Source organism: Streptomyces sp. NBC_00080 (assembly GCF_045041255.1).
Classification (GTDB): Bacteria; Actinomycetota; Actinomycetes; order Streptomycetales; family Streptomycetaceae; genus Streptomyces; species Streptomyces coriariae.
In genome coordinates this window covers 1,185,297-1,206,461 of sequence record NZ_CP108235.1, presented here as the reverse complement: position 1 = coordinate 1,206,461, position 21,165 = coordinate 1,185,297, and the positions used below count along the sequence as shown (strand labels likewise).

Genomic DNA, 21,165 nt, shown 5'->3' with positions numbered 1-21,165 from the left:
GCCGGTCACCCCTCTCCCAGCCGGCCCACCACATCCACCACCCGTGCCGTTCCGTCCTCCTCGCGTACCCGCACGCCCAACTCCCCTGCGCACCGAGCGAATTCAGGCTCCCGGGTGACCCGCAGGAGCGCGGCGGTCAGGGTCTGTGCCGTCAGCCGGCGCAGGGGCACCGCGTGCGGTGCCACGCCGAGGTCGACCAGGCGGTCGGCCCAGAAGGTCTCGTCGAACTGGATCGGCACCGGTACGGCGGGGACCCCGGCCCGTACGCCCGCCGCCGTCGTCCCCGCCCCGCAGTGGTGGACCACCGCGGCCGTCTCCGGGAAGAGCAGCGCGTGCGGGACGTCGTCGACGGTCAGCATGTCGTCGCCGTCGGCCGCGAGGCCCGCCCAGCCGCGCTGGATCACCCCGCGCAGCCCCGCTCGCCGCAGCGCCCGGACGATCTCGGCGCTCAGCCGGCGCGGGTCGGGCACGGTCGCGCTGCCCAGCCCGACGAAGACCGGCGGCGGCCCGGCGTCGAGGAACTCCCGCAGAGCGGGCGGGAGTCGGGTCTCCCGGTCGTACGGCCACCAGTACCCGGTGACGTCCAGCTCCGCCCGCCAGTCGCGGGGCCGGGGCACCACCAGCGGGCTGAAACCGTGCAGGACCGGCCAGCCGTGCCGGGCCCGGCCGCGCAGACCGGTGCCGGGACGGCGTACGGCGGGCAGCCCCAGCCGGGCCCGTACCGCCGGTAGAACCGGCGCGAAGATCTGCTCGACGGCCACCCCGACTCCGTGCCCGGCGAGCCGGTTGCCGACCGCTCCCCATGAGCCGCCGCCCAGCATCGGTGGCGCGAACTCCCTGGTGGGGGCGACGGGTTGGAGGTAGAGGCCGAGGCTCGGCAGGGACAGTCCCGCGGCGATCGTGTGCCCCAGTGGCGCCACCGAGGCGGACAGCAGCAGGACGTCGCTCGCGTACGCGGCGGTCAGGAGGTCGTCGGTCATCCGCCCCACCAGTGACCGCGCCATCCGGGCCACCCGCAGCAGCTTGCCCGTACCGGTGGTGCTGCGGTGCAGCCCCCGGCCCCGCTCGGACTCCAGCTCCGCCCGCGGATCCACCGGCAGCGCGTGGAAGCCCACCCCCGAACCGGCCACCAACGGCGCGAACCGCGCGTGGGTGACCAGGGTGACCTCGTGTCCCGCCCGCACCAGAGCATGGCCCAGTCCCGTGAAGGGGGCCACGTCACCCCGGGAGCCCGCTGTCATGATCGCCACTCGCACGACGGACAGTATGGGGGCGGGGGGCGCGGTCCGGGGTGAACGACCCTGCGAATGTGGCCACTTCGTCGTTGAGAGCGGTCACATCACTTCTGTCGCAGCCGTTGACTTCACTCTCCGGCGGCTCTACTTTCGGCGCGCAACGCGTTCGGTTTGCCGACCCTTGTTCGATATATCGAAGCTTGGAGCCGCCCGTATGTTTCCCCCACCCCCCGCGCACCCGGTCCGGCGCTGGAGATCCGCCGCCTCCCGGGTGCTCGCCCTGCTGCTGACGGTGACCGCCGCCCTGGTGTTCGCCCAAGCCGGCCCGGCCCAGGCCGCGACCTCGCGGCAGATCGCCGTGCCCACCGCCCCGATGGGCTGGGCCTCCTGGAACAGCTTCGCCGCGAAGATCGACTACAACGTCATCAAGCAGCAGGTCGACGCGTTCGTCGCCGCGGGACTGCCGGCGGCCGGATACAAGTACATCAACATCGACGAGGGCTGGTGGCAGGGCACCCGCGACAGCGGGGGCGACATCACCGTCGACGAGTCCGAGTGGCCCGGCGGCATGAGCGCCATCGCCGACTACATCCACAGCAAGGGCCTCAAGGCCGGCATCTACACGGACGCCGGCAAGGACGGCTGCGGCTACTACTACCCGACCGGCCGGCCCGCCGCCCCGGGCAGCGGCAGCGAGGGCCACTACGACCAGGACATGCTCCGGTTCTCGCAGTGGGGCTTCGACTTCGTGAAGGTCGACTGGTGCGGCGGTGACGCCGAGGGCCTCGACGCGGCGACGGCGTACACCGCGATCAGCGGCGCCGTCACGAAGGCGACGGCCGCCACCGGCCGCCCGCTCACCCTCTCCATCTGCAACTGGGGCTACCAGAACACCTGGAACTGGGCCCCCGGCCTCGCCCCGATGTTCCGGACCAGCACCGACATCATCTACTACGGCAACAACCCGTCGATGACGAACCTGCTGTCCAACTTCGACCAGGGCCTGCACCCCACCTCCCAGCACACCGGGTACTACAACGACCCGGACATGCTGATGGTCGGCATGACCGGCTTCACCGCCGCCCAGAACCGCACCCACATGAACCTGTGGGCGGTCTCCGGCGCCCCGCTCCTCGCCGGCAACGACCTGACCACGATGACCACGGAGACGGCCAACATCCTCAAGAACCCCGAGGTCATCGCCGTCGACCAGGACGCGCGCGGCCTCCAGGGCGTCAAGGTCGCCGAGGACACCTCCGGGGCGCAGGTCTACGGCAAGGTCCTCGCCGGCAGCGGCAAGCGTGCCGTCGTCCTGCTCAACCGCACCTCCGCCGCCCAGAACATCACCGTCCGCTGGTCCGACCTGGGTCTGACCAACGCCTCCGCCACCGTCCGTGACCTGTGGGCCCGCGCCGACGTCGGCTCGTACGCCACGAGCTACACGGCGAGCGTCCCGGCGGGCGGCTCCGTCATGCTCACCGTCACCGGCGGCACCGAGGCGTCGGGCAGCACCTACACCGGCACGTCGAGCTTCTCCGGTGTGGTCGCCGGGAGCACCGGCCTGAAGGTCGTCGACGTCGCCTACACCAACACGGCCTCCACCGCGCGTACCGCGACGCTGAAGGTCAACGGCCAGACCGCGACGACGGTCTCCTTCCCGCCGACGGGCTCCGCGCAGGGCACCGTCTCCCTCCAGGTGGCCCTGTCGAAGGGCTCGTCCAACACGCTCGCCTTCACGGGCGCCCCGACCCTCGCCGACATCACGGTCAAGCCCCTCGCCGGCGCGAACGGCACCCTCGTCGTCGGCAAGCAGTCCGGCCGCTGCCTGGACCTGTACAACAGCACGATCACCAACGGCGCCCAGGCCGAACTGTGGGACTGCAACGGCGGCTCCAACCAGGCCTGGACGTACACCTCCCGCAAGGAACTCGTGGTGTACGGGAACAAGTGCCTGGACGCCTACAACCTCGGTACCACCAACGGCACCAAGGTCGTCATCTGGGACTGCAACGGCCAGAACAACCAGAAGTGGAACGTCAACAGCGACGGCACGATCACCAACGTCAACGCGGGACTGTGCCTCGACGCCAACGGGGCGGGTACGGCCAACCGCACCCCGATCGTGCTCTGGACCTGCGGCACCGCCGACAACCAGAAGTGGACCCTGACCTGACCCTGCGGACCGGTGCCCCGACCCGCGGGTCGGGGCACCGGTCCCCGGGCAGAGGCGTCCGAGCACCGGTGTCGGGGAACCGGCCGGGCGTTTCCCGTGTCTGTCGACATGCCGGACCAGTCGACGTGCGGGACCAGGGGGGGGACCATGTCGGACACCAGCGAGGCCGAGCCGACCGGGAGCGGGAGCGGGCGCGGGAGCGGGGGCGGGCGCGTCCGGCGCGCGGTGTTCCGCCTCGTCATGGCCGTCCTGATCCTGCTGCTCGCCGGACGCACCTACCAGGAGACGGCCGTGGCGCACGCCCGGTCGGACGGATCCCTGGACACCGCCGCGGCGAGCGTGACGGAGCTGACCTCGCACACGGTGTCCGGGTACTCGGGCGGCGGCCAGGCCGGCGGCAGCGGCACGTACTTCACCCACACCGAGTACACCGTGCGACTCGCCCTGGGCGCAGGGCAGAAGAGGGTCGACAAGGTCGCGGACCAGGTCGGGCACGACCTCTGGGAGGGCAAGCGGGTCGTGCTCGGTCTGTGGCACGGCCGGGTCGTGGAGATCGACGGCCAGGACGTCTGGCCCGGCTGGCACTTCGGGACGCTGGACGTGACGCTGATCGTGCTCACCCCGCTGACGACGTCGTATCTGATCTCGCTCGCCGTGTCCGCCACCGCCTTCCTGGCGGCCAGGACGGGCCGGGTCCGGGCGAGCCGCGACGACCGCTTCGGGCCGTGCGCGCTCGGGGCCACCGTCGGCATGACGGCGCTGCTCGCGCTTCTCGTCTGCGCGGCCTTCGGGAACGTCCTCGCGTACTGGCCCGCCGTTCCCGTCTGCGCCGGCACGGCGGTGGCACTGGCGAGGCTGAGCGCGGTGATCCGGCGCCTCGGGCGAATCGCCGCCGAGGACACCGAGGCCGCCAGGGGGAGCGCCTCCGCACGGGCTTGAGGCCTGCTGCAGCGCGGCGGGCGGCGGTCGTCGAGGCCGACTCCGCTGCGGCGGGCGGCGCGGACCGACCGCCCGGGCCCGGGAGAGCGGCGACGGGCGGCTCGTGCGGGTACGGCGTCACCGGCGCCGGCCGTACCGCGTGCGAACAGCGGGCGGTGTCGGACGGCGTGGACGGGACGGCACGGCTCGCAGCGCCGTCCGCAGCAGAGCCACGGACAGGCGCCGACCCGCTGCGGAGACCGGTACCGACAGCGCAGACCGGGCGGGACGCGACCGCCCCCGTACCGCCCGCACCGAGAAGGTCCAGGTCAGCCTGGAGGTGACCTGGACCCCTGTGGTCTTCCTGCCTACTCGTCCCATGCCTGGATCATGGTCTGCTCGACGATCTTGCCGTCCCGCAGCGTGATCATCGACTCGGCGAGGACGCGCATGCCGTCCGAGTACCGACACGACTCGCTGAATGCGGCACGGTCGCCCTGGACGATGCACTCCTCGAGCTTGTGGGTCATGTCCCGGCTGTAGACGTCCTCCAGCATCCGGCCGATCTCGTCCCGGCCGTGCAGCACTTTGGGTTGGCTGGGCTGGGAGTTGTGGTCGATGACGCGTATCTCCGCGTCGTCGGCGTAGAGCGACAGCAAAGCCGTCGCGGTGTTGCCCTCCACGCCCCTGCGCAGGGTCTCGGTGTCGAAGGCGGAGCCTGCCGCGGTGCCCATGGTGACCTCCTCCGAGGGCCGCGGCCGAGGGGAGGTCGGGCCGCCCGACCCTCACCTTCGAGGCTCCTCCGGCAGGCCGGGCTCGGCAAGCGCAGCCGCTGACCTCCGCCTGTCGGGTGAGCGCCGCCCCCCACCCGTGTCCACCAGGGCACCGGTGGCGTTGCTGTAGGCATGATCTCCACTCGACGCATCGCCGCAATCGCCGCTCTCGCCGCCGGGGTCACGGGCCTCGCGGCGCCCATGGCGAACGCGGCCGAAGCTCCGGCCGCCGGCCGGATCAACCCGATGACCGCGCTGGACTCGCTCGCCACGAGCCAGATTCCCGCGGAGTACCGGGCCGACCTCCCGCCGGTCTCCAGGCAGCTGGGCGAACTCAACAAGGTCAGCCAGCTCGAGCAGCTGAACGAGCTGCACCAGGTCACCGACCTCGTCGCGCCCGTCACCGGGCTGCTGCCCGCTGTCGGCTGAGCGGCGCACCTCGCTCCGTGGGGGCCGTCCGGACGACCGGGCGGCCCCCACGCGCGTCCGGGCCCGCTCACTCGATCGTCGCCAGGAACTGCGTGGCCGCCAGCTCCGCGTAGAGCGGGTCGCCCGCCACCAGCTCACGGTGCGTTCCCACCGCGCGGACCCGGCCCGCGTCCATGACGACGATCCGGTCGGCCATGGTGACCGTCGACAACCGGTGCGCGACGACGAGGACGGTGGTCGTCCGGGCGACATCGGCGACGGTGTCGCGCAGCGCCGCCTCGTTCACCGCGTCCAACTGCGAGGTCGCCTCGTCCAGGAGGAGGAGCCTCGGGCGGCGCAGCAGCGCGCGGGCGATGGCCACCCGCTGCCGCTCGCCGCCGGACAGCTTCGTCCCGCGATGCCCGACCAGGGTGTCCAGCCCCTGCGGCAGCCGTTCGACCAGACCCTCCAGCCGGGTCGTCTTCAGCACGCCCCGCACGGCGTCGTCGTCCGCCGTCGGATTCCCCAGCAGCAGGTTGTCGCGCAGCGAGCCCGACAGCACGGGGGCGTCCTGCTCGACATAGCCGATGGAGGAGCGCAGCCGGGACAGGTCCCAGTCCGCGAGGTCGCGCCCGTCGAGGGCGATCGTGCCGGACTCCGGGTCGTAGAACCGCTCGATGAGCGAGAACACCGTGGTCTTGCCCGCGCCCGAAGGGCCGACGAACGCGGTCATGCCGCGGGGCGGCACGGTGAACGTCACCCCGTGGTGGACGTAGGGCAGGTCGTCGGCGTACCGGAACCGGACGTCGGCGAAGCCCAGCGAGGCCGGTTCGGCGGCGGGCGAGGGCAGCGGCTCGGGCCGGGACGCCGGCTCGGCGGGCAGCCGCAGGGCCTCCTGGATGCGGCTCAGGGCCGCCGAACCCGTCTGGTACTGGGTGAACGCGCCGACGACCTGCTGGATCGGCGACATGAGATAGAAGACGTACAGCAGGAATGCCACCAGCGTGCCGATCTCGATGGCGCCCGTCGCGACCCGCGCGCCGCCCACCGCGAGGACGGTGATGAAGGCCGTCTGCATCGCCAGTCCTGCCGTGTTGCCCGCGGCCGCCGACCACTTGGCGGCCCGCACGCTCTGCCGCCAGGACTCCTCGGCCGTCGCGTGCAGCGTCTCCTCCTCGCGGTGCTCGGCGCCCGACGCCTTCACCGTGCGCAGCGCGCCGAGCACCCGCTCCAGCGAGGCGCCCATCACGCCGACGGCGTCCTGCGCCCGGCGGCTCGCCCGGTTGATCCGCGGCACGATCACGCCCAGGACCGTCCCCGCACAGACGATCACGGCCAGCGTGACCCCCAGCAGTACCGGGTCCACCAGGCCCATCATCACGACCGTGGCGGCCAGCGTGAGCCCGCCGGTGCCGAGGCCCACCAGCGAGTCGGTGGTCACCTCGCGCAGCAGCGTCGTGTCGGAGGTGATCCGGGCCATGAGATCGCCGGGCTCGCTCCGGTCCACGGCGGTGATCCGCAGCCGCAGCAGATACGAGGAGAGTGCCCGCCGCGCGCCGAGCACCACCGACTCCGCGGTGCGCCGCAACACGAACGAACCCAGCGCGCCCACCGCCGAGTTGGCGACGACCAGTGCCGTCAGTGCGAGCAACGCACCGGATATCGAACGGTCCTGGCCCAGGTCGTCGATCAACTTCCGTGCCACCAGGGGCAGAAGCAGCCCGGTGGCGCCGGTGACGAGGGACAGCACCGCACCCGCCAGCAGGGACCGGCGGTGTGGCCGTACGTAGTCGAGCAACAGCCGCCACGGGGGCCGGTCGCCGGCGGTCTCTGCGATGGTCACGGGGCTCCTCGGGAGGTCGGGTCGCAGGCCTCAGGCTACGTGGGCCGCGGCGCGGTGCGGCCGGGAAGGGCGTGTTCAGGGCGGGCGTCGGCCCTGCCGTCCGTGCCCTTACCGATCAGTCACGCGTAGGGTCGGCAGCGGGACGGACGACCGCCGACGAAAGGGGCAGCACCATGCCGCAGGAAGTGCGCGCAGTGATCGCGCCGGGGAAGAACGAGCCGGTACGGGTGGAGACGATCGTGATCCCCGACCCCGGCCCCGGCGAGGCCGTGGTGCAGGTACAGGCCTGCGGGGTCTGCCATACCGACCTGCACTACAAGCAGGGCGGGATCAACGACGAGTTCCCCTTCCTGCTCGGTCATGAGGCGGCGGGTGTCGTGGAGTCGGTCGGCGAGGGCGTCACCGACGTCGCTCCCGGCGACTTCGTCATCCTGAACTGGCGTGCGGTGTGCGGGCAGTGCCGGGCGTGCCTGCGCGGCAGGCCCTGGTACTGCTTCGACACCCACAACGCCAAGCAGCGGATGACCCTGACCGACGGCACCGAGCTGTCCCCGGCGCTGGGCATCGGGGCGTTCGCGGAGAAGACCCTGGTGGCGGCCGGGCAGTGCACGAAGGTCGACGCGTCGGTGTCGGCGGCGGTGGCGGGGCTCCTGGGCTGCGGGGTGATGGCCGGTATCGGTGCGGCGATCAACACCGGCAACGTGGGCCGCGGCGACACGGTCGCGGTGATCGGCTGCGGCGGTGTCGGCGACGCGGCGATCGCCGGGTCGAACCTGGCCGGCGCGGCGAAGATCATCGCCGTCGACATCGACGACCGCAAACTCGAGACAGCCCGCAAGATGGGCGCCACGCACACGGTCAACTCCAAGGAGACCGACCCCGTCGAGGCGATCCGCGAGCTGACCGGCGGCTTCGGCGCGGACGTGGTGATCGAGGCCGTCGGCCGTCCGGAGACCTACAAGCAGGCCTTCTACGGCCGTGACCTGGCCGGCACGGTCGTCCTGGTCGGCGTGCCGACGCCGGAGATGAAGCTCGAGCTGCCCCTGCTGGACGTCTTCGGGCGCGGCGGGGCACTGAAGTCCTCCTGGTACGGCGACTGTCTGCCCTCCCGTGACTTCCCGATGCTGATCGACCTGCATCTCCAAGGCCGCCTGGATCTCGGGGCGTTCGTGACCGAGACCATCCGACTCGACGAGGTGGAGCAGGCGTTCGAGCGGATGCACCACGGAGACGTCCTTCGCTCGGTGGTGGTGCTGTGATGGCCGCGCGCATCGAACGCCTCGTCACCTCGGGCCAGTTCAGCCTCGACGGCGGCACCTGGGACGTCGACAACAACGTGTGGATCGTCGGCGACGACCACGAGGCGATCGTCATCGACGCCGCGCACGACGCCGACGCCATCCTGGCCGCCGTGGGCGACCGCCGGCTGACGGCCATCGTGTGCACCCACGCCCACAACGACCACATCGACGCCGCGCCCGCCCTCGCCGACGCGACCGGCGCCACGATCTGGCTGCACCCCGACGACCTGCCGCTGTGGAAGCTCACCCACCCGGACCGCGAGCCCGACGCCCACCTGGCCGACGGACAGGTCATCGAGGCCGCCGGCGCCGACCTCACGGTCCTGCACACCCCCGGGCACGCGCCCGGCGCGGTCTGCCTCCACGACCCCGGCCTCGGGGTGCTCTTCACCGGCGACACCCTCTTCCAGGGCGGACCGGGCGCCACCGGTCGCTCCTACTCCCACTTCCCGACGATCATCACCTCCATCAAGGACCGGCTGCTCGCCCTGCCGCCCGAGACGAAGGTGCTGACCGGTCACGGCGACACGACGACCATCGGCGCGGAGGCCCCCCATCTGGAGGAGTGGATCGCCCGCGGGCACTGAGAGCGACCGCGGCCCGCGCCCGATCGGGTGACCCGGCGGGGAAAAGCCGACAGGAGATGTCCGGCTTCCGCGCGATCCTCGTTCACGCCATCGATCCTCGATGGCGACACCGACGGAACACGCAGGAGGTCGGACATGTCCGGTCCGCTGGAAGGCAAGGTCGCCCTGGTCGCCGGGGCGACACGGGGTGCGGGACGCGGCATCGCCGTGGAACTGGGGGCGGCCGGTGCCACCGTCTACGTGACGGGACGCACCACCCGCGCCCGGCGCTCCGAGAGCGACCGCCCCGAGACGATCGAGGACACCGCCGACCTGGTCACCGAGGCGGGCGGCCACGGCATCGCCGTGCCCACCGACCACCTCGACGCGGCCCAGGTCCGCGCCCTCGTCGACCGGGTCGCGGACGAGCAGGACCGCCTCGACGTCCTCGTCAACGACATCTGGGGCGCCGAGCACCTCTTCGCCTGGGACACCCCGCTCTGGGAGCACGACCTGGACAACGGGCTCCGGCTGCTCCGGCTCGCCGTCGAGACCCACGCGATCACCAGCCACCACGCGCTGCCGCTGCTGCTGCGCCGGCCCGGCGGACTGGTCGTCGAGATGACCGACGGCACCGCCGAGTACAACCGCGACACCTATCGAGTGAACTTCTTCTACGACCTCGCCAAGACATCCGTCCTGCGCATGGCCTTCGCCCTCGGCCACGAACTCGGGCCGCGCGGCGCCACCGCCCTCGCGCTCACCCCCGGCTGGCTGCGCTCGGAGCTGATGCTCGAAACCTTCGGTGTACGCGAGGACAACTGGCGGGACGCCCTGGACCGCGTCCCCCACTTCGCCATCTCGGAGACACCCCGCTACGTCGGCCGGGCGGTCGCCGCCCTGGCCGCCGACCCCGACGTGGCCCGCTTCAACGGGCGGTCCCTGTCCAGCGGGGGTCTCGCCCCGGTGTACGGCTTCACCGACCTCGACGGCAGCCGCCCGGACGCCTGGCGCTACATGGTCGAGGTGCAGGACCCCGGGAAGGCGGCGGACACCACCGGCTACCGCTGAGCACTCAGGCGTCGGAGAGCGGAGCGGTCGCCCAGCGCGCCGGGTGCCCCGGCGGCAGGGCGAGATCCTCGCGTACGGCTGCGTAGTAGCCCTCCCGGCCGGCCCGCTGCCGCTCCAGCAGCGCCTGCCAGGCCTGCGGGTCGTGCGTCCCCTCGCGCATGAACCGTTCCATGTCCATCACCGTGGTCACCCACACCCGCGCCCGATCCACCACCTCCCGGCTGCCCAGCATGATCAGCGCCTCTCCGGCCGGGTCGCGTCCGTCGGTGGCCTCCGCGAGCAGCGGCTCGGCCTGCGCGGGGGACAGGGGGTGCGGGTGCGGGTCGTTGCCGAGGTGGGAGGCGACGCGGTACGTCAGGTTCACCGACTTCTTCAGCGCCCGCGCGTAGTCGCCGTACACGCTCAGCCGCCGCTCCTCCCACCGGGCCGCCGTCTCGCGTTGGAACCTGGCCCCGTCGCTGCGCACGATCGCCAGATACGAGCCGAGGGCACCGACCACGACACCTATGAGAGCGGGGAGTTGCTGGAGGAAAGCGGACATCTCCGCACGGTCTCCGTCCTGTTGACGTGGTAGGGGCGCTTAACCGCCTGTGCAGATCTTTTCACTTGTCCGCCCGGAGAACGTCGGGCAGCGTGCAACCGTGCACACCCCCACCGAGCCGACCGCCTCACCCTGGCGCGTCCGCGACTTCCGCGTCCTGTTCTCGGCCACCGCGCTGAGCCAACTCGGCACGAACGTGAGTTACGTCGCCGTACCGCTCGTCGCGGTGACCGCGCTCGACGCGCGTCCCGGACAGGTCGGTGCCCTGGCCGCGCTGAGCACGGTCGCGTTCCTGTTCATCGGGCTGCCGGCCGGGGTCTGGGTGGACCGGATGCGGCACGGCCGCATCCTGATCGGCGCGGACCTGGGCCGGGCGGTGCTGTTCTCCTCCGTGCCCGTCGCCTGGTGGTCCGGCACGCTCACCCTCGCCCAGTTGTACGCGGTGGTCCTGCTCAACGGGTGCGCGACCGTGTTCTTCGACGTCGGCTCGCAGAGCGTGCTGCCCCGGCTGGTCGACCGCGCCGCCCTGGTGCAGGCCAACACGGCCGTCGTGAGCCTCCAGGCCGCGGGCAACATCGCGGGACGCGGCGCGGGCGGCGGACTCGTCCAACTGCTCACCGCACCCGTGGCCGTGCTCTGCGCGGCCGGCGCCTACCTCGTCTCCGCGCTCCAGCTCTGCGCGCTGCGGCCGGGCGACGAACCGCCGCGCCCGGCGCCCGAGAGCCGGCTGGGCGCCCAGATCGCGGAGGGCGTACGACACGTCCTCGGCGACCGGGAGCTGCGGGCGCTCGCGCTCACCGCCGCCCTCAGCAACTTCGGCTCGCAGATCGTCACCACCATGCTGCCGATCCTGTTCGTCCGTGAACCAGGCCTCTCCGCAGGCGCGTTGGGTCTGTTCTGGGGAGCGGGCGGGCTCGGGCTGCTGCTCGGTGCGTGGTGCGCCCGCCCGCTGGCGGCACGCCTCGGACACGGCCGGGCACTCGGCCTCACCGGGCTGGCCCTGGCACCCGCGGCCCTGCTCGTACCCCTGGTCGGCAGGGGGCCCTGGCTGTGGATCGCGGGGGCGGCCTGGGTGTTGACCCTGCTCAAGACCGGCGTGGACAACGTCCTCGGCGTGAGCCTGCGCCAGCGGATGACCCCGGACGCGCTCCTGGGCCGGATGAACGCCACCTTCCGCTTCCTCCTGACCGGGGCGCTGGCCGTGGGCGCCGCCGTCTCCGGCCTCATCGGCGAACTGGCCGGAGTGCGGGCCACCCTCTGGGTGGGCGGCGCGCTGCTGGCGGTGAACTTCCTGCCCGTCTTCCTCTCCCCGGTCCGCGCCCGCCGCGAACTTCCGTACCAGCGGGGCACAGTGACGATCAGCCGGAAAGTGCCGCGCTGAGAGCCTTCAGCACCCGCTCCCCATCCGCCGGCGACGTACGCCAGTTGCTGAACGCCGCCCGCAGCGCCGGCACCCCGCCGTACACCGTCGGCGTCAGGAACGCCTCCCCGGACGCGGCCACGGCGTCCGCGAGCGCGCCGACCCGCTCCTGCGTCGGGTCGTCGGAGAGAGTGAAGCAGACGACGTTCAGCCGCACCGGGGCAAGCAGCCGCAGCCCGTCCAGCGCGGCGACCCCCGCACCGAGCCGGGCGGCGAGGTCCACGCTCCGCTCGACGATCTCGCGGTGCCCGGCCCGCCCGTAGGCCACCAGCGAGAACCAGGCAGGCAGCGCCCGCAGCCGCCGCGAGTTCTCCGGTGTGAGATGGACGAAGTCGGGCCCGCCGGTGGGCAGCCCGAGATACGGCGAGGCGTTGTGGAAGACCCGCACCTGGAGGTCGCGGCGCCGGGTGAACTGCACGGCCGCGTCGTACGGCACGTTGAGCCACTTGTGCAGGTCCACACAGACCGAGTCGGCCGCGTCGAGCCCGTCCACGAGGTGCGCGTGCGCGGGGGAGAGCGCGGCGAAACCGCCGAACGCCGCGTCCACGTGCAACCAGAAGTCGTACCGCTCCTTCAGGGCCGCGATCGCCCGCAGATCGTCGAAGTCGACGGTGTTGACGGTGCCCGCGTTGGCCACGACGACCGCCGGCCGCCCGTCCAGCGCGGCCAGCGCCGTCTCGAGCGCCTCGATGTCGACGGCCTCCCGGCCGTCGAGCACGGGCACCTGCCGCAGCCGGTCCCGGCCGATGCCCAGCACCGAGAGCGCCTTGGCGACACTGGAGTGCGGGCTGCCCGAGAGCACCTCCACCGGCCCCAGCGCGGCCACGCCCTCACGCGACACGTCCACCCCCAGCCGCTCGCCCAGCCACTCACGGGCGATGGCGAGCCCGACGGTGTTGGAGACCGTCGCGCCCGTCACGAACGCTCCGCCGTGCGCCTCGCCCAGCCCGAACAGCTCACCCAGCCAGGCCACCGTCTCCCGCTCCAGCGCCGCCGCCCACGAGCCGCCCGCCCCGGAGACGTTCTGGTCGTACGCGCCGGTCAGCCAGTCCCCGGCGACCGACGCGGGCGTCGCCCCGCCCGTGACGAAGCCGAGGTAGCGCGGCCCGGCCGAGCCGGAGAACCCGGGCGCCCAGTGTTCGGCGAACCGGGCGAGAGCGCCCTCGGCCCCGGTCCCCTCGTCGGGCAGGGCCACCCGGCCGGGCGCCCGGTCGAGGCGGACCACCGGCCGCTCCGCCAGGCCGGTCACCTCACCTACGGCGAAGTCACGGGCGGACTGGAGGAGGTCGGGAAGCCGGGAGAGATCGCCGGCGAGAGTGCGATGCATACGGCGAGCCTAGGACGGGGGCGCCCGGCGGCGACCGGTCCACCTGAGGGAAACTGGACCGATGCACGATGGTTTCGCCGCCGCCCTCGGCGCCTGGCGCGAGCGCCCCGGACCGCTGGCCCGCTCCCTCGCCGACGCCGTGCGCGAGGCGGTGGTCGACGGCAGACTGCCGCCCCGCCCGGCACCGAGCCGCACCTGGCCGGACCCGGCGTGATCCAGATCGGCTCGGCCGCCAAGACCGTGTGGAGCGGCCTGCGCATCGGCTGGATCCGCACGACCGCCGACCTCGTGGGGAGCCTGTGCGCCAACCCCCTGCAGGCCTTGCTGTCCCCGCCACCCCTGGAACAGCTCATCGCCTGCCAGCTGCTGGCCGACGACAGCGGCTTCGCCGACGTTCTCGCCGACCGCAGGGCACGGCTGCGCGCCCAGCGCGACCATCTCGCACATCGCCTCGACGGCACCGGATGGACCTACGAACTCCCGCACGGCGGACTGACCCTGTGGCTGCACCTGCGGACGGCCACCCGGGCCGCCGACCTCGCGACCCGGGCCGCCGCCCGCGGCCTCGTCGTGATCCCGGGCCCGCACTTCGCCGTCCGGCGAACTGACGCGAAGTTCACTGTTTCGTCACAGCCCGGACCGGACTACAACCGATGCCCCCGGAGAGCTGTCTAGGAGGGTGAGATCGCCACTGATGTGCCAGGGAGAGGGCAGCCATGGGGGACATACGCAGACGAGGGGCCGTCGTGCTCGGGCTCACGGGCCTGGTCGCGCCGTTGACGCTGGCGCTGGGCGCCGGGCCGGCGCAGGCCGCCAGCTGTACGACGACGGCCGGGCCGTACCAGAAGCAGGTCGAGAAGTTCCTCGGCCGGCCCGTCGACGGCAAGCAGTCGACCACCGACTGCAAGGCCATCCGGGCCTTCCAGACCAAGCACGGCATCACCCCGAACATCGGCTACGCCGGGCCCGTCACCTGGGGCGTGATGGACCTCATGAACAAGCAGAAGGCGGTCGGCAACAAGCCCAACAAGGCCGGCAAGTGCCCGACCAACAAGGGCCGCATCGCCTGCGTCAACCTCACCCTCCAGATCAGCTGGATCCAGGACGGCAGCAAGCTCGTCTACGGGCCCGTCCCGGTCCGTACCGGCCGCAACGGGTACGAGACCCGCACCGGTCTGAAGAAGATCTACTGGCGGAACATCGACCACGTGTCGACCATCTACAACGTGCCGATGCCCTACAGCCAGTTCTTCGACGGCGGCCAGGCCTTCCACTCGGTCGGTCTCAGCATGTGGAACCCGCCGGGTTCCCACGGCTGCGTCAACATGACCACCACGACCGCCAAGAAGTACTGGTCGCTGCTGAAGAACGGCGACGACGTCTTCGTGTACGGCCGCAAGCCGGGCACCTGAGTCCACCCAGATCGCTGACGTGGCGCGGGCGCCCGGCCGTCCCGGGCGTCACGCCCCGGGCGCGTCCCCGAAGTCCGGGATCTCCAGCCTGGCCCCGCCCTGCCGCGCGGACTCGTGCGCGATGATGCCCGGCAGGGTGTAGCGGGCCGCGACCCAGGCGTTCACGGACGGCAGCGTACGGGTGCCGACCGCGGTCACGAAGTCGTCCACCAGGAAGTGGTGGCTGCCCTCGTGCCCGTTGTGCAGTTCGTCGAACTCCCGCGGCAGTCGCGCACGGTCGTGCACCGGCGCCGAACCCGAGGTGAAGGCGGCCCGCAGCTCGGGCGCGATGTGCTGGAGCGACGGGTCGTCGGGGGACAGGGTGGGCTTGGGTTCGAGCAGTTCGCTGATGTCCTTCACCCCGTTCTTGTCCTGCCACAGCGCCACCGTCGCCAGCTGCTCCATGCTCGCCTCGGTACCGAAGAAGCGGAAACGGGACTCGCGGATGTGGGACGGGTACCCCACCCGCCGGAACTCGTTGGTGCGGAACGAACCACCGCCCGCCACCTCGAACAGCGCGGTGGCGTTGGAGAAGTCGTTGCCGAACCGGCTGACCTCCTTGTCGAAGACACCGTCCCCCCGTCCGTCGACGACACCGATCGCCGACACGCTCACCGCGTGCGTCCCCCAGGCGCCCAGGACGCCGCCCACCGAGTGCGTCGGGTAGAGCAGCGGGGGATAGCTGGCGGTCTCCTTCCAGTTCTCGCCGCCGCTGTACCGGTAGGCCTCGTAGAAGCCGAGGTCCATGTCGTGGACGTAGTCGCCCTCGGCGTAGAAGATCCGCCCGAAGGCGCCCTCCGCGATCTGGTTGCGGGCGTGCACGGTCGCCGGGTTGTACTGGCTGGTCTCACCCATCATGTACGTCAGCCCGGTCGCCCTGACGGCGTCGATGATCGCCGCGATCTCCTCGGTGGTGATCGCCATGGGGACGGCGGAGTACACGTGCTTGCCCGCCTCCAGACCCTGGAGAACCAGCGGGCCGTGCGTCCAGCGCTGGGTGAAGACGGCGACCGCGTCGACCGCCTCGGACGCCAGCATCGCCTCGTAACTGGGGAACGTCCCGGTCAGGCCCACGTCGGCGGCGAGCCGCTCGGCGCGCTCGGGCAGCAGATCGGTGACGTACACGTCACCGACGCCGGGGTGGGCCAGGAACAGCGTGGCGAACTGGCCCGAGAACTGTCCGGCACCGACGATGCCGAGGGAGAACGTCATGGGTGGCTGTGCCCTTCACTGGTCGAGAATGAGGTTGATCTGGCTGTTGGTCCGGTCGAGACCGCTCACGGAGCCGCCGTTGCCGAATATGTCCTGCATGGCGGGGTGCATCAGCGCGTACACGTCGGCCGCGTAGTTGGTGATCGGATACGAGAAGGTGGTGAAGTCCTTCTTGTCGGCGACCGGTTCGGTGAACGCGCCGACGTCGATGCCCTTCTTCTCGTACGCCGCCACCGCGGCCTTCGTGCCGTCGGGCGTCGCCGGGAAGACGATCCCGTAACTCCCCACCGTCCGCTGGCACTCGTCCGACGCCAGGTAGGCGACCCACTTCTTCGCCCCCGCCTTGTTGCGGGCGTTCCTGGTGATCGAGTCGGCGAGTCCGTTCATCATCGTGGCGCGCTTGCCGGACGGGCCGGCGGGCGTGACGGCGGTGCCGATGTCCAGGCCCTTGAAACCGTCGTACGAAGAGATCATCCACGCGCCGTCGAAGGCGGCGGCCGCCTTGCCCGCGGCCACTTGCGTGTTGGCCTGGTTGGACTGGGAGTTGTAGTCCGTGAAGGGCACCATGTAGCCCTTCTTCGCCAGGCCGAAGTACCACTCGACGACCGACTGGAAGGTCTTGCTGTCGTACCGGTACTTCGTGCCCCACCGCTTCTGGTCCGTGTAGGTCCAGCCGGCGGAGGCGGTGAAGGTGCTCCACTGGGTCTGGCCGTCGCCGTCCCCGCCGCCGTTGGTGGCGAGGCCGTACACCTTGACGTGGTTCTTGTCGAAGCCGGGCTCGTCGCCCCGCCTGCCCTTGGTGTCGACGGTGAGGTGTGCGATGGCCTTCTCGAAGGTGCCGCCGTCCTCGGGGTTCCAGGAAAGACCGTTCAGCTGCGCGGCGGTGAGGCCCGCGGCCTTCGCCAGCTCGCGGTTGTAGAAGAGGGCGACGGTGTCCCAGTCCTTCGGGGCGCCGTAGCGCCGGCCGTCCTGGCCCATCCAGTTGGCGCCGAGCCCCGGCTGGTAGTCGGCGTCGTCGATGCCCAGGTCGTCGAGCGGTTCCAGCACCTTCAGGTCCGCGAACTGGCCGAACTTCTGGATGTGGTCGGTGAACACGTCCGGCTCGGTGCCCGCGATGAAGCTCGCGGTGAGCTTGGTCCAGTAGTCGTCCCAGCCCAACTGGGTGATCTTCACGGTGAGTCCGGGGTTCTGCTTCTCGAAGTCCTTCGCGCAGGCCTCGTAGGCGGGCTGCTGGTTGGCGTCCCACAGCCAGTACGTCACCGTGTCCGCCGACGACCCGGCGCCCCCCTGGGCGCAGCCGCTCACCAGGGACAGCCCGAGCACCCCGGCCAGTGCGGTGAGCGTACGCATCCGTATCCGCATGTCCGTCTCCATTACTTGATCCCGGTGAAGCTGATGGTGCTGACGATGCGGCGGGCGAAGAACCCGAAGAGCACGAGCATGGGCAGGGCCGCGATCAGCGTCGCCGCCATCAGGCCCGACCAGTCGGTGCCGGTCTGCGGGGTCTGTGCCCGGAAGACGGCCAGCGCCACGGTGAGCACCCGTGAGCCGTCGCTGTAGGACACCATCAACGGCCAGAAGTAGTCGTTCCAGGAGGTGATGTACGTCAGCACGGCCAGGGTCAGTACCGGCGTGGACGCCATCGGCAGCAGCACCCGGAAGAAGATCCGTACCTTCCCCGCGCCGTCCAGCAGTGCCGCTTCCTCGACCTCTCGCGGAACGTTCATGAAGAACTGGCGCAGGAAGAACACCGCGAACGGCGTCATGAACATCGTCGGCAGGGCGATCCCCAACAGGGAGTCCACCAGGCCGAGTTCCTTGATGAGCACGAAGTTCGGCAGCAGGGTGAAGATGGTCGGCACCATCAGACCGGCGAGGAACAGGGCGAACACCTTGTCCCGGCCGCGCCAGCGAAGGCGGGCGAAGGCGTACGCGGCCATCGCGGAGAAGAAGATCTGGCAGACGGTGACGAGGGTCGAGACGACCACCGAGTTGAGCAGATACCGCCAGAACCTCAGCCCGCCGCCCGCCCCGCCCTGGGCGATCGCCTCCTTGGTGGACTGCAGGCCGAGCGCTCGTTCGAAGCCGCCCGCCGTCGGATCGACCGGCAGGGGATCGCCCGGGCTCGCGGCGAGTCCGGAGTTGGTGGACAGCGCGGTGCGCAGGATCCAGTAGAACGGCAACAGGGTGACGAGCACGATCACGGCCAGCACCACCCAGGCCACGATCCGCCCGGGGGTGGGCCGGCGCCTGACGGGCCGTACGGGTGTCGCCTGTGGTGCCGGTGCCGTCGGGACGGTCACAGCGGTCATGTCGACTCCTTCCGCTCAGCCGAGGTCGGTCTGACCGGCTCGGGTGAGCCGGTACTGGACGAAGGTGATCGCGCTGAGCACGACGAGCAGGGCCACCGACATCGCGGAGGCGTAACCGAACTGGAAGCGGCCGAAGGCGGCGCCGTAGATGTAGTACTGGAGCACGTTGGTGGCGTCCGCCGGGCCGCCCCTGGTGGTCACGGCGACGGTGTCGAACACCTGGAACGAACCGATCACCGTCATGATCAGCACGACCGCGAGGACCGGACGCAACAGCGGCATCGTGATCCGCCAGAACATCCGCCACTCGCTCGCGCCGTCCACCTTCGCCGCCTCGTACATGTCGTTCGGGATGGCCTGGAGGCCGGCGAACAGCAGCAGCGCGGTGTAGCCGACGTGCCGCCACACATTGATCAGGGCGATGGTGGGGATCGCCCAGGTCTCGTCCGCCAGGAAGGGGATGCGGTCGAGACCGAGCGCCGCGACGATCTCGTTGCCGACGCCGAGCTGGGTGTCGAGGATCCAGAGCCAGACGATGCCGGCGACGACGTTCGACATCAGATACGGCGTGAGCACGATCCCGCGCAGCAGCGCCGACTGCGTCAGCCGCTGGAGCAGTACGGCGATCGCGAGCGCCGAGACCGTCTGTACCCCGATGTTGACGACCACGTAGACGACCGTGACCCTGAGGGAGCTCCAGAAGATCGGGTCGTGCGCCATGCGCACGTAGTTGTCGAAGCCCACCCATTCCGCCGGCGTGAGCAGGTTGAAGCGGGTGAAGCTCAGGTAGATGCCGCGCAGCGTCGGCCAGAGCAGGAAGACGACGAATCCCAGCAGGGCCGGCGCGATGAACACGGCGGCGAGCCGCCCGTCACCCCGGCTCTCGCCCGTCCCCGGCCGCCGGTCCGTCCTCGACTTGGTCGCAAACCCGGCGCCGCCCGGTGGCAGGCGCGACGGTGGGCTGCTGGAGGCGATGGTCATCGTGAGACTCCCTTGTCCGCGGCGGCTCGTCCTCGGCACTTACTTTTGTGGCGAAAGAATCCAGCCGTCAAGAGGTCGGGGAACATCTTTTGTGGAGGCTGTACGGCCCGTATGCTGACCTAGATACTTCCAAGGCAAAAGAAATCAGCGATCGTGTGGGAGTCTGACCCTCATGACCACAGGTACCGCCAGCTGGCTGCCGCTGAGCCCGGGGGAGCGCTCGGTCGCCATCGAGGTGCTCGTCCACGGCCCGCTCTCGCGCTCCGACCTCGCGCGGCGGCTCAACCTCTCCGCCGGTAGCCTCACCCGGCTGACCAAACCGCTGATCGAGTCGGGACTGCTGGTCGAGGTGCCCGACGGGGGCGTCGCGGAGGAGACACGGCAGGGGCGCCCCTCACAGCCGCTCGACGTGGTCGCCCAGTCCCGCTCCTTCATCGGCTTCAAGATCACCGGTGACATGGTGTACGGCGTCGTCACCACCCTGCGCAGCGACATCGTCGCCCGTCACGACCGCCCGCTCCGCACGCACGACCCCGAAGGTGTCGTCGCGCTGCTGGGTGAGATGACCGACGAACTGGCCCGTGCGCATCCCGGCCTCGCCGGGATCGGCATCGGGGTGGGCGGGCGCGTCGAGGACCGCGCGACGGTCGGGGAGTCGCCCTTCCTGGGGTGGCGGGACATCCCGCTGGCCGCACTGGTCGAGGAGCGCACCGGACTGCCCGTGGTCCTGGAGAACGACGTCGCCGCCCTGGTGGAGGCCGAGACCTGGTTCGGCGCGGGGCGCGGACTCGACCGGTTCGTGGTCCTCACCATCGGCGCGGGCTTCGGCTACGGCCTGGTCCTCTCGGGCAGGCGGGTGCCCTGCGTCGAGGAGGACGGCGGCTTCGGTCGGCACATCATCATCGACCCCGGCGGCCCGCTCACCCCCGACGGGGAACGCGGCAGTGCCGTCTCGCTGCTGACCATCCCCAGCATCCGTTACCAGGTCCAGGCCGCCACCGGCCGTGAGCACACGTACGAGGAGATCCTCGCCCTGGCCGCGGCCGGGGAGCCGATGGCCGCCCGGGTCGTCGACGAGGCGGCCCGCGCGCTGGGCACCCTGATCGCGCAGATCGCCCACTTCGTCATGCCGCAGAAGATCCTGCTCGCCGGTGAGGGGGTCGGTCTGATGGACGTCGGCGGGGCGACGGTGGAGGCGGCCGTCCGTGCCCACCGGCATCCGCTGGCCGCCCCGGTGGCCCTGGAGACCAAGGTGTCGGACTTCCATGACTGGGCGCGCGGCGCCGCCGTGCTGGCCATTCAGGTGCTGGTCCTCGGCGCCGCGGAGGGGTGAACGGTGCGCTGGGGGTTGACAGATGGACGTGATCAGTAACACGTCCGTTATGTCCGGTTCGTTCGTGATGACTCACGTGGTCTTCACTTCCGAAGCCGTAAGCTTCACGCCATGTCCACCACTGTTGAATCCCTCTCCGAGCGATCGGCCGCAGAGGTCAACGAGGAGATCCGGGCCCTGTGGCTCCGGTCGGGCGGGACACTGAGCGTCGAGCAGCGTGCGGAATACCAGCGGCTCGTCCTGGAGTGGGCCGCCGCTCCGTCCTCCGTCGAAGCGGCCTGACAACCACCCGGCCGCGGG

The 21,165-nt window shown here is 71.2% G+C and carries 21 protein-coding genes; 12 read left to right on the top strand and 9 right to left on the bottom strand.

Going from position 1 to position 21,165, the window contains the following annotated elements; all coding sequences use genetic code 11:
- Positions 1-5: 5 nt before the first annotated feature.
- The gene (locus OHU34_RS05340) at positions 6-1,241 is read right to left on the bottom strand and encodes a glycosyltransferase (RefSeq protein WP_142268207.1); all 1,236 of its coding nucleotides are present in this window, start codon (positions 1,239-1,241) and stop codon (positions 6-8) included.
- Between the two features lie 208 nt (positions 1,242-1,449).
- Here OHU34_RS05340 and OHU34_RS05335 point away from each other — a divergent pair, with 208 nt between their 5' ends.
- Both OHU34_RS05335 and OHU34_RS05330 read left to right on the top strand, forming a co-directional pair.
- Complete coding sequence (locus OHU34_RS05335) at positions 1,450-3,408, top strand: ricin-type beta-trefoil lectin domain protein (RefSeq protein ID WP_405765067.1); 1,959 nt, start codon at positions 1,450-1,452, stop codon at positions 3,406-3,408.
- 147 nt (positions 3,409-3,555) lie between these two features.
- Complete coding sequence (locus tag OHU34_RS05330) at positions 3,556-4,347, top strand: hypothetical protein (protein ID WP_405765065.1); 792 nt, start codon at positions 3,556-3,558, stop codon at positions 4,345-4,347.
- Between the two features lie 347 nt (positions 4,348-4,694).
- On the opposite strand, the gene OHU34_RS05325 is transcribed toward OHU34_RS05330, so the two are convergent.
- Complete coding sequence (locus tag OHU34_RS05325; RefSeq protein WP_142267469.1) at positions 4,695-5,060, bottom strand: nuclear transport factor 2 family protein; 366 nt, start codon at positions 5,058-5,060, stop codon at positions 4,695-4,697.
- Between the two features lie 171 nt (positions 5,061-5,231).
- Between OHU34_RS05325 and OHU34_RS05320 the strand changes: the two genes are divergently transcribed.
- The gene (locus tag OHU34_RS05320) at positions 5,232-5,528 is read left to right on the top strand and encodes a hypothetical protein (protein WP_142267470.1); all 297 of its coding nucleotides are present in this window, start codon (positions 5,232-5,234) and stop codon (positions 5,526-5,528) included.
- Positions 5,529-5,595: 67 nt separating this feature from the next.
- Here OHU34_RS05320 and OHU34_RS05315 read toward each other — a convergent pair whose 3' ends face one another.
- The gene (locus OHU34_RS05315; protein ID WP_405765061.1) at positions 5,596-7,350 is read right to left on the bottom strand and encodes an ABC transporter ATP-binding protein; all 1,755 of its coding nucleotides are present in this window, start codon (positions 7,348-7,350) and stop codon (positions 5,596-5,598) included.
- Between the two features lie 173 nt (positions 7,351-7,523).
- On the opposite strand from OHU34_RS05315, the gene OHU34_RS05310 reads away from it, so the two are divergent.
- The 3 genes from OHU34_RS05310 to OHU34_RS05300 all read left to right on the top strand — a co-directional run bounded on the left by OHU34_RS05310 (position 7,524) and on the right by OHU34_RS05300 (position 10,288).
- A complete protein-coding gene (locus OHU34_RS05310; RefSeq protein WP_142267472.1) occupies positions 7,524-8,609 on the top strand; it encodes an S-(hydroxymethyl)mycothiol dehydrogenase in 1,086 nt (361 codons plus the stop codon).
- Entirely contained in the window at positions 8,609-9,238 is a 630-nt protein-coding gene (locus OHU34_RS05305) for an MBL fold metallo-hydrolase (protein WP_142267473.1), read from the top strand. The genes OHU34_RS05310 and OHU34_RS05305 overlap by 1 nt, the downstream gene beginning before the upstream one ends.
- A 135-nt stretch (positions 9,239-9,373) precedes the next feature.
- Positions 9,374-10,288: an SDR family oxidoreductase gene (locus tag OHU34_RS05300; protein ID WP_405765059.1), complete on the top strand. Its 915-nt coding sequence runs from the start codon at positions 9,374-9,376 to the stop codon at positions 10,286-10,288.
- Positions 10,289-10,292: 4 nt separating this feature from the next.
- On the opposite strand, the gene OHU34_RS05295 is transcribed toward OHU34_RS05300, so the two are convergent.
- Positions 10,293-10,829 carry a hypothetical protein gene (locus OHU34_RS05295; RefSeq protein ID WP_142267475.1) on the bottom strand — a complete coding sequence of 179 codons (537 nt, stop codon included), beginning with the start codon at positions 10,827-10,829 and terminating at the stop codon, positions 10,293-10,295.
- Positions 10,830-10,929: 100 nt separating this feature from the next.
- Here OHU34_RS05295 and OHU34_RS05290 point away from each other — a divergent pair, with 100 nt between their 5' ends.
- Positions 10,930-12,210 carry an MFS transporter gene (locus OHU34_RS05290; protein WP_405765057.1) on the top strand — a complete coding sequence of 427 codons (1,281 nt, stop codon included), beginning with the start codon at positions 10,930-10,932 and terminating at the stop codon, positions 12,208-12,210.
- Here OHU34_RS05290 and OHU34_RS05285 read toward each other — a convergent pair.
- Positions 12,188-13,576 carry a pyridoxal phosphate-dependent decarboxylase family protein gene (locus OHU34_RS05285; RefSeq protein ID WP_405765054.1) on the bottom strand — a complete coding sequence of 463 codons (1,389 nt, stop codon included), beginning with the start codon at positions 13,574-13,576 and terminating at the stop codon, positions 12,188-12,190. The two genes, OHU34_RS05290 and OHU34_RS05285, sit on opposite strands and share 23 nt — an antisense overlap.
- A gap of 61 nt (positions 13,577-13,637) precedes the next feature.
- Between OHU34_RS05285 and OHU34_RS05280 the strand changes: the two genes are divergently transcribed.
- From OHU34_RS05280 to OHU34_RS05270, 3 genes are read left to right on the top strand one after another with little or no spacing between them, the layout of a single operon-like run.
- Complete coding sequence (locus OHU34_RS05280; protein ID WP_405765051.1) at positions 13,638-13,790, top strand: hypothetical protein; 153 nt, start codon at positions 13,638-13,640, stop codon at positions 13,788-13,790.
- Entirely contained in the window at positions 13,787-14,251 is a 465-nt protein-coding gene (locus OHU34_RS05275) for an aminotransferase class I/II-fold pyridoxal phosphate-dependent enzyme (RefSeq protein ID WP_405765048.1), read from the top strand. Before OHU34_RS05280 ends, OHU34_RS05275 begins: the two co-directional genes overlap by 4 nt.
- A 41-nt stretch (positions 14,252-14,292) precedes the next feature.
- Entirely contained in the window at positions 14,293-14,988 is a 696-nt protein-coding gene (locus OHU34_RS05270) for a L,D-transpeptidase family protein (RefSeq protein WP_142267478.1), read from the top strand.
- 48 nt (positions 14,989-15,036) lie between these two features.
- On the opposite strand, the gene OHU34_RS05265 is transcribed toward OHU34_RS05270, so the two are convergent.
- Genes OHU34_RS05265 through OHU34_RS05250 form a run of 4 tightly spaced genes read right to left on the bottom strand, consistent with a single transcriptional unit; the run spans position 15,037 to position 19,532 of the window.
- Positions 15,037-16,239, bottom strand: a complete 1,203-nt coding sequence (locus tag OHU34_RS05265; protein ID WP_142267479.1) for a Gfo/Idh/MocA family protein — start codon at positions 16,237-16,239, stop codon at positions 15,037-15,039.
- A 15-nt stretch (positions 16,240-16,254) separates the two neighbouring features.
- Positions 16,255-17,601 (bottom strand): ABC transporter substrate-binding protein, encoded by a 1,347-nt coding sequence (locus OHU34_RS05260; RefSeq protein WP_405765045.1) that lies wholly within the window; start codon positions 17,599-17,601, stop codon positions 16,255-16,257.
- Between the two features lie 11 nt (positions 17,602-17,612).
- Complete coding sequence (locus OHU34_RS05255) at positions 17,613-18,551, bottom strand: carbohydrate ABC transporter permease (RefSeq protein WP_142267481.1); 939 nt, start codon at positions 18,549-18,551, stop codon at positions 17,613-17,615.
- Positions 18,552-18,566: 15 nt separating this feature from the next.
- Entirely contained in the window at positions 18,567-19,532 is a 966-nt protein-coding gene (locus OHU34_RS05250) for a carbohydrate ABC transporter permease (protein ID WP_405765042.1), read from the bottom strand.
- 172 nt (positions 19,533-19,704) lie between these two features.
- Between OHU34_RS05250 and OHU34_RS05245 the strand changes: the two genes are divergently transcribed.
- Together OHU34_RS05245 and OHU34_RS05240 are read left to right on the top strand one after the other, a co-directional pair.
- Entirely contained in the window at positions 19,705-20,865 is a 1,161-nt protein-coding gene (locus OHU34_RS05245; protein WP_142267483.1) for an ROK family transcriptional regulator, read from the top strand.
- A gap of 111 nt (positions 20,866-20,976) precedes the next feature.
- Positions 20,977-21,147 carry a hypothetical protein gene (locus OHU34_RS05240; RefSeq protein WP_020129024.1) on the top strand — a complete coding sequence of 57 codons (171 nt, stop codon included), beginning with the start codon at positions 20,977-20,979 and terminating at the stop codon, positions 21,145-21,147.
- The last annotated feature ends 18 nt before the right edge of the window (positions 21,148-21,165 follow it).

Coding starts and splice junctions, on each gene's coding strand:
- OHU34_RS05250 (WP_405765042.1), bottom strand. CDS start 19,532: ATGACCATCGCCTCCAGCAGCCCACCGTCGCGCCTGCCACCGGGCGGC.
- OHU34_RS05310 (WP_142267472.1), top strand. CDS start 7,524: ATGCCGCAGGAAGTGCGCGCAGTGATCGCGCCGGGGAAGAACGAGCCG.
- OHU34_RS05260 (WP_405765045.1), bottom strand. CDS start 17,601: ATGCGGATACGGATGCGTACGCTCACCGCACTGGCCGGGGTGCTCGGG.
- OHU34_RS05325 (WP_142267469.1), bottom strand. CDS start 5,060: ATGGGCACCGCGGCAGGCTCCGCCTTCGACACCGAGACCCTGCGCAGG.
- OHU34_RS05280 (WP_405765051.1), top strand. CDS start 13,638: ATGCACGATGGTTTCGCCGCCGCCCTCGGCGCCTGGCGCGAGCGCCCC.
- OHU34_RS05330 (WP_405765065.1), top strand. CDS start 3,556: ATGTCGGACACCAGCGAGGCCGAGCCGACCGGGAGCGGGAGCGGGCGC.
- OHU34_RS05295 (WP_142267475.1), bottom strand. CDS start 10,829: ATGTCCGCTTTCCTCCAGCAACTCCCCGCTCTCATAGGTGTCGTGGTC.
- OHU34_RS05335 (WP_405765067.1), top strand. CDS start 1,450: ATGTTTCCCCCACCCCCCGCGCACCCGGTCCGGCGCTGGAGATCCGCC.
- OHU34_RS05245 (WP_142267483.1), top strand. CDS start 19,705: ATGACCACAGGTACCGCCAGCTGGCTGCCGCTGAGCCCGGGGGAGCGC.
- OHU34_RS05255 (WP_142267481.1), bottom strand. CDS start 18,551: ATGACCGCTGTGACCGTCCCGACGGCACCGGCACCACAGGCGACACCC.
- OHU34_RS05240 (WP_020129024.1), top strand. CDS start 20,977: ATGTCCACCACTGTTGAATCCCTCTCCGAGCGATCGGCCGCAGAGGTC.
- OHU34_RS05320 (WP_142267470.1), top strand. CDS start 5,232: ATGATCTCCACTCGACGCATCGCCGCAATCGCCGCTCTCGCCGCCGGG.
- OHU34_RS05300 (WP_405765059.1), top strand. CDS start 9,374: ATGTCCGGTCCGCTGGAAGGCAAGGTCGCCCTGGTCGCCGGGGCGACA.
- OHU34_RS05340 (WP_142268207.1), bottom strand. CDS start 1,241: ATGACAGCGGGCTCCCGGGGTGACGTGGCCCCCTTCACGGGACTGGGC.
- OHU34_RS05265 (WP_142267479.1), bottom strand. CDS start 16,239: ATGACGTTCTCCCTCGGCATCGTCGGTGCCGGACAGTTCTCGGGCCAG.
- OHU34_RS05270 (WP_142267478.1), top strand. CDS start 14,293: ATGGGGGACATACGCAGACGAGGGGCCGTCGTGCTCGGGCTCACGGGC.
- OHU34_RS05285 (WP_405765054.1), bottom strand. CDS start 13,576: ATGCATCGCACTCTCGCCGGCGATCTCTCCCGGCTTCCCGACCTCCTC.
- OHU34_RS05305 (WP_142267473.1), top strand. CDS start 8,609: ATGGCCGCGCGCATCGAACGCCTCGTCACCTCGGGCCAGTTCAGCCTC.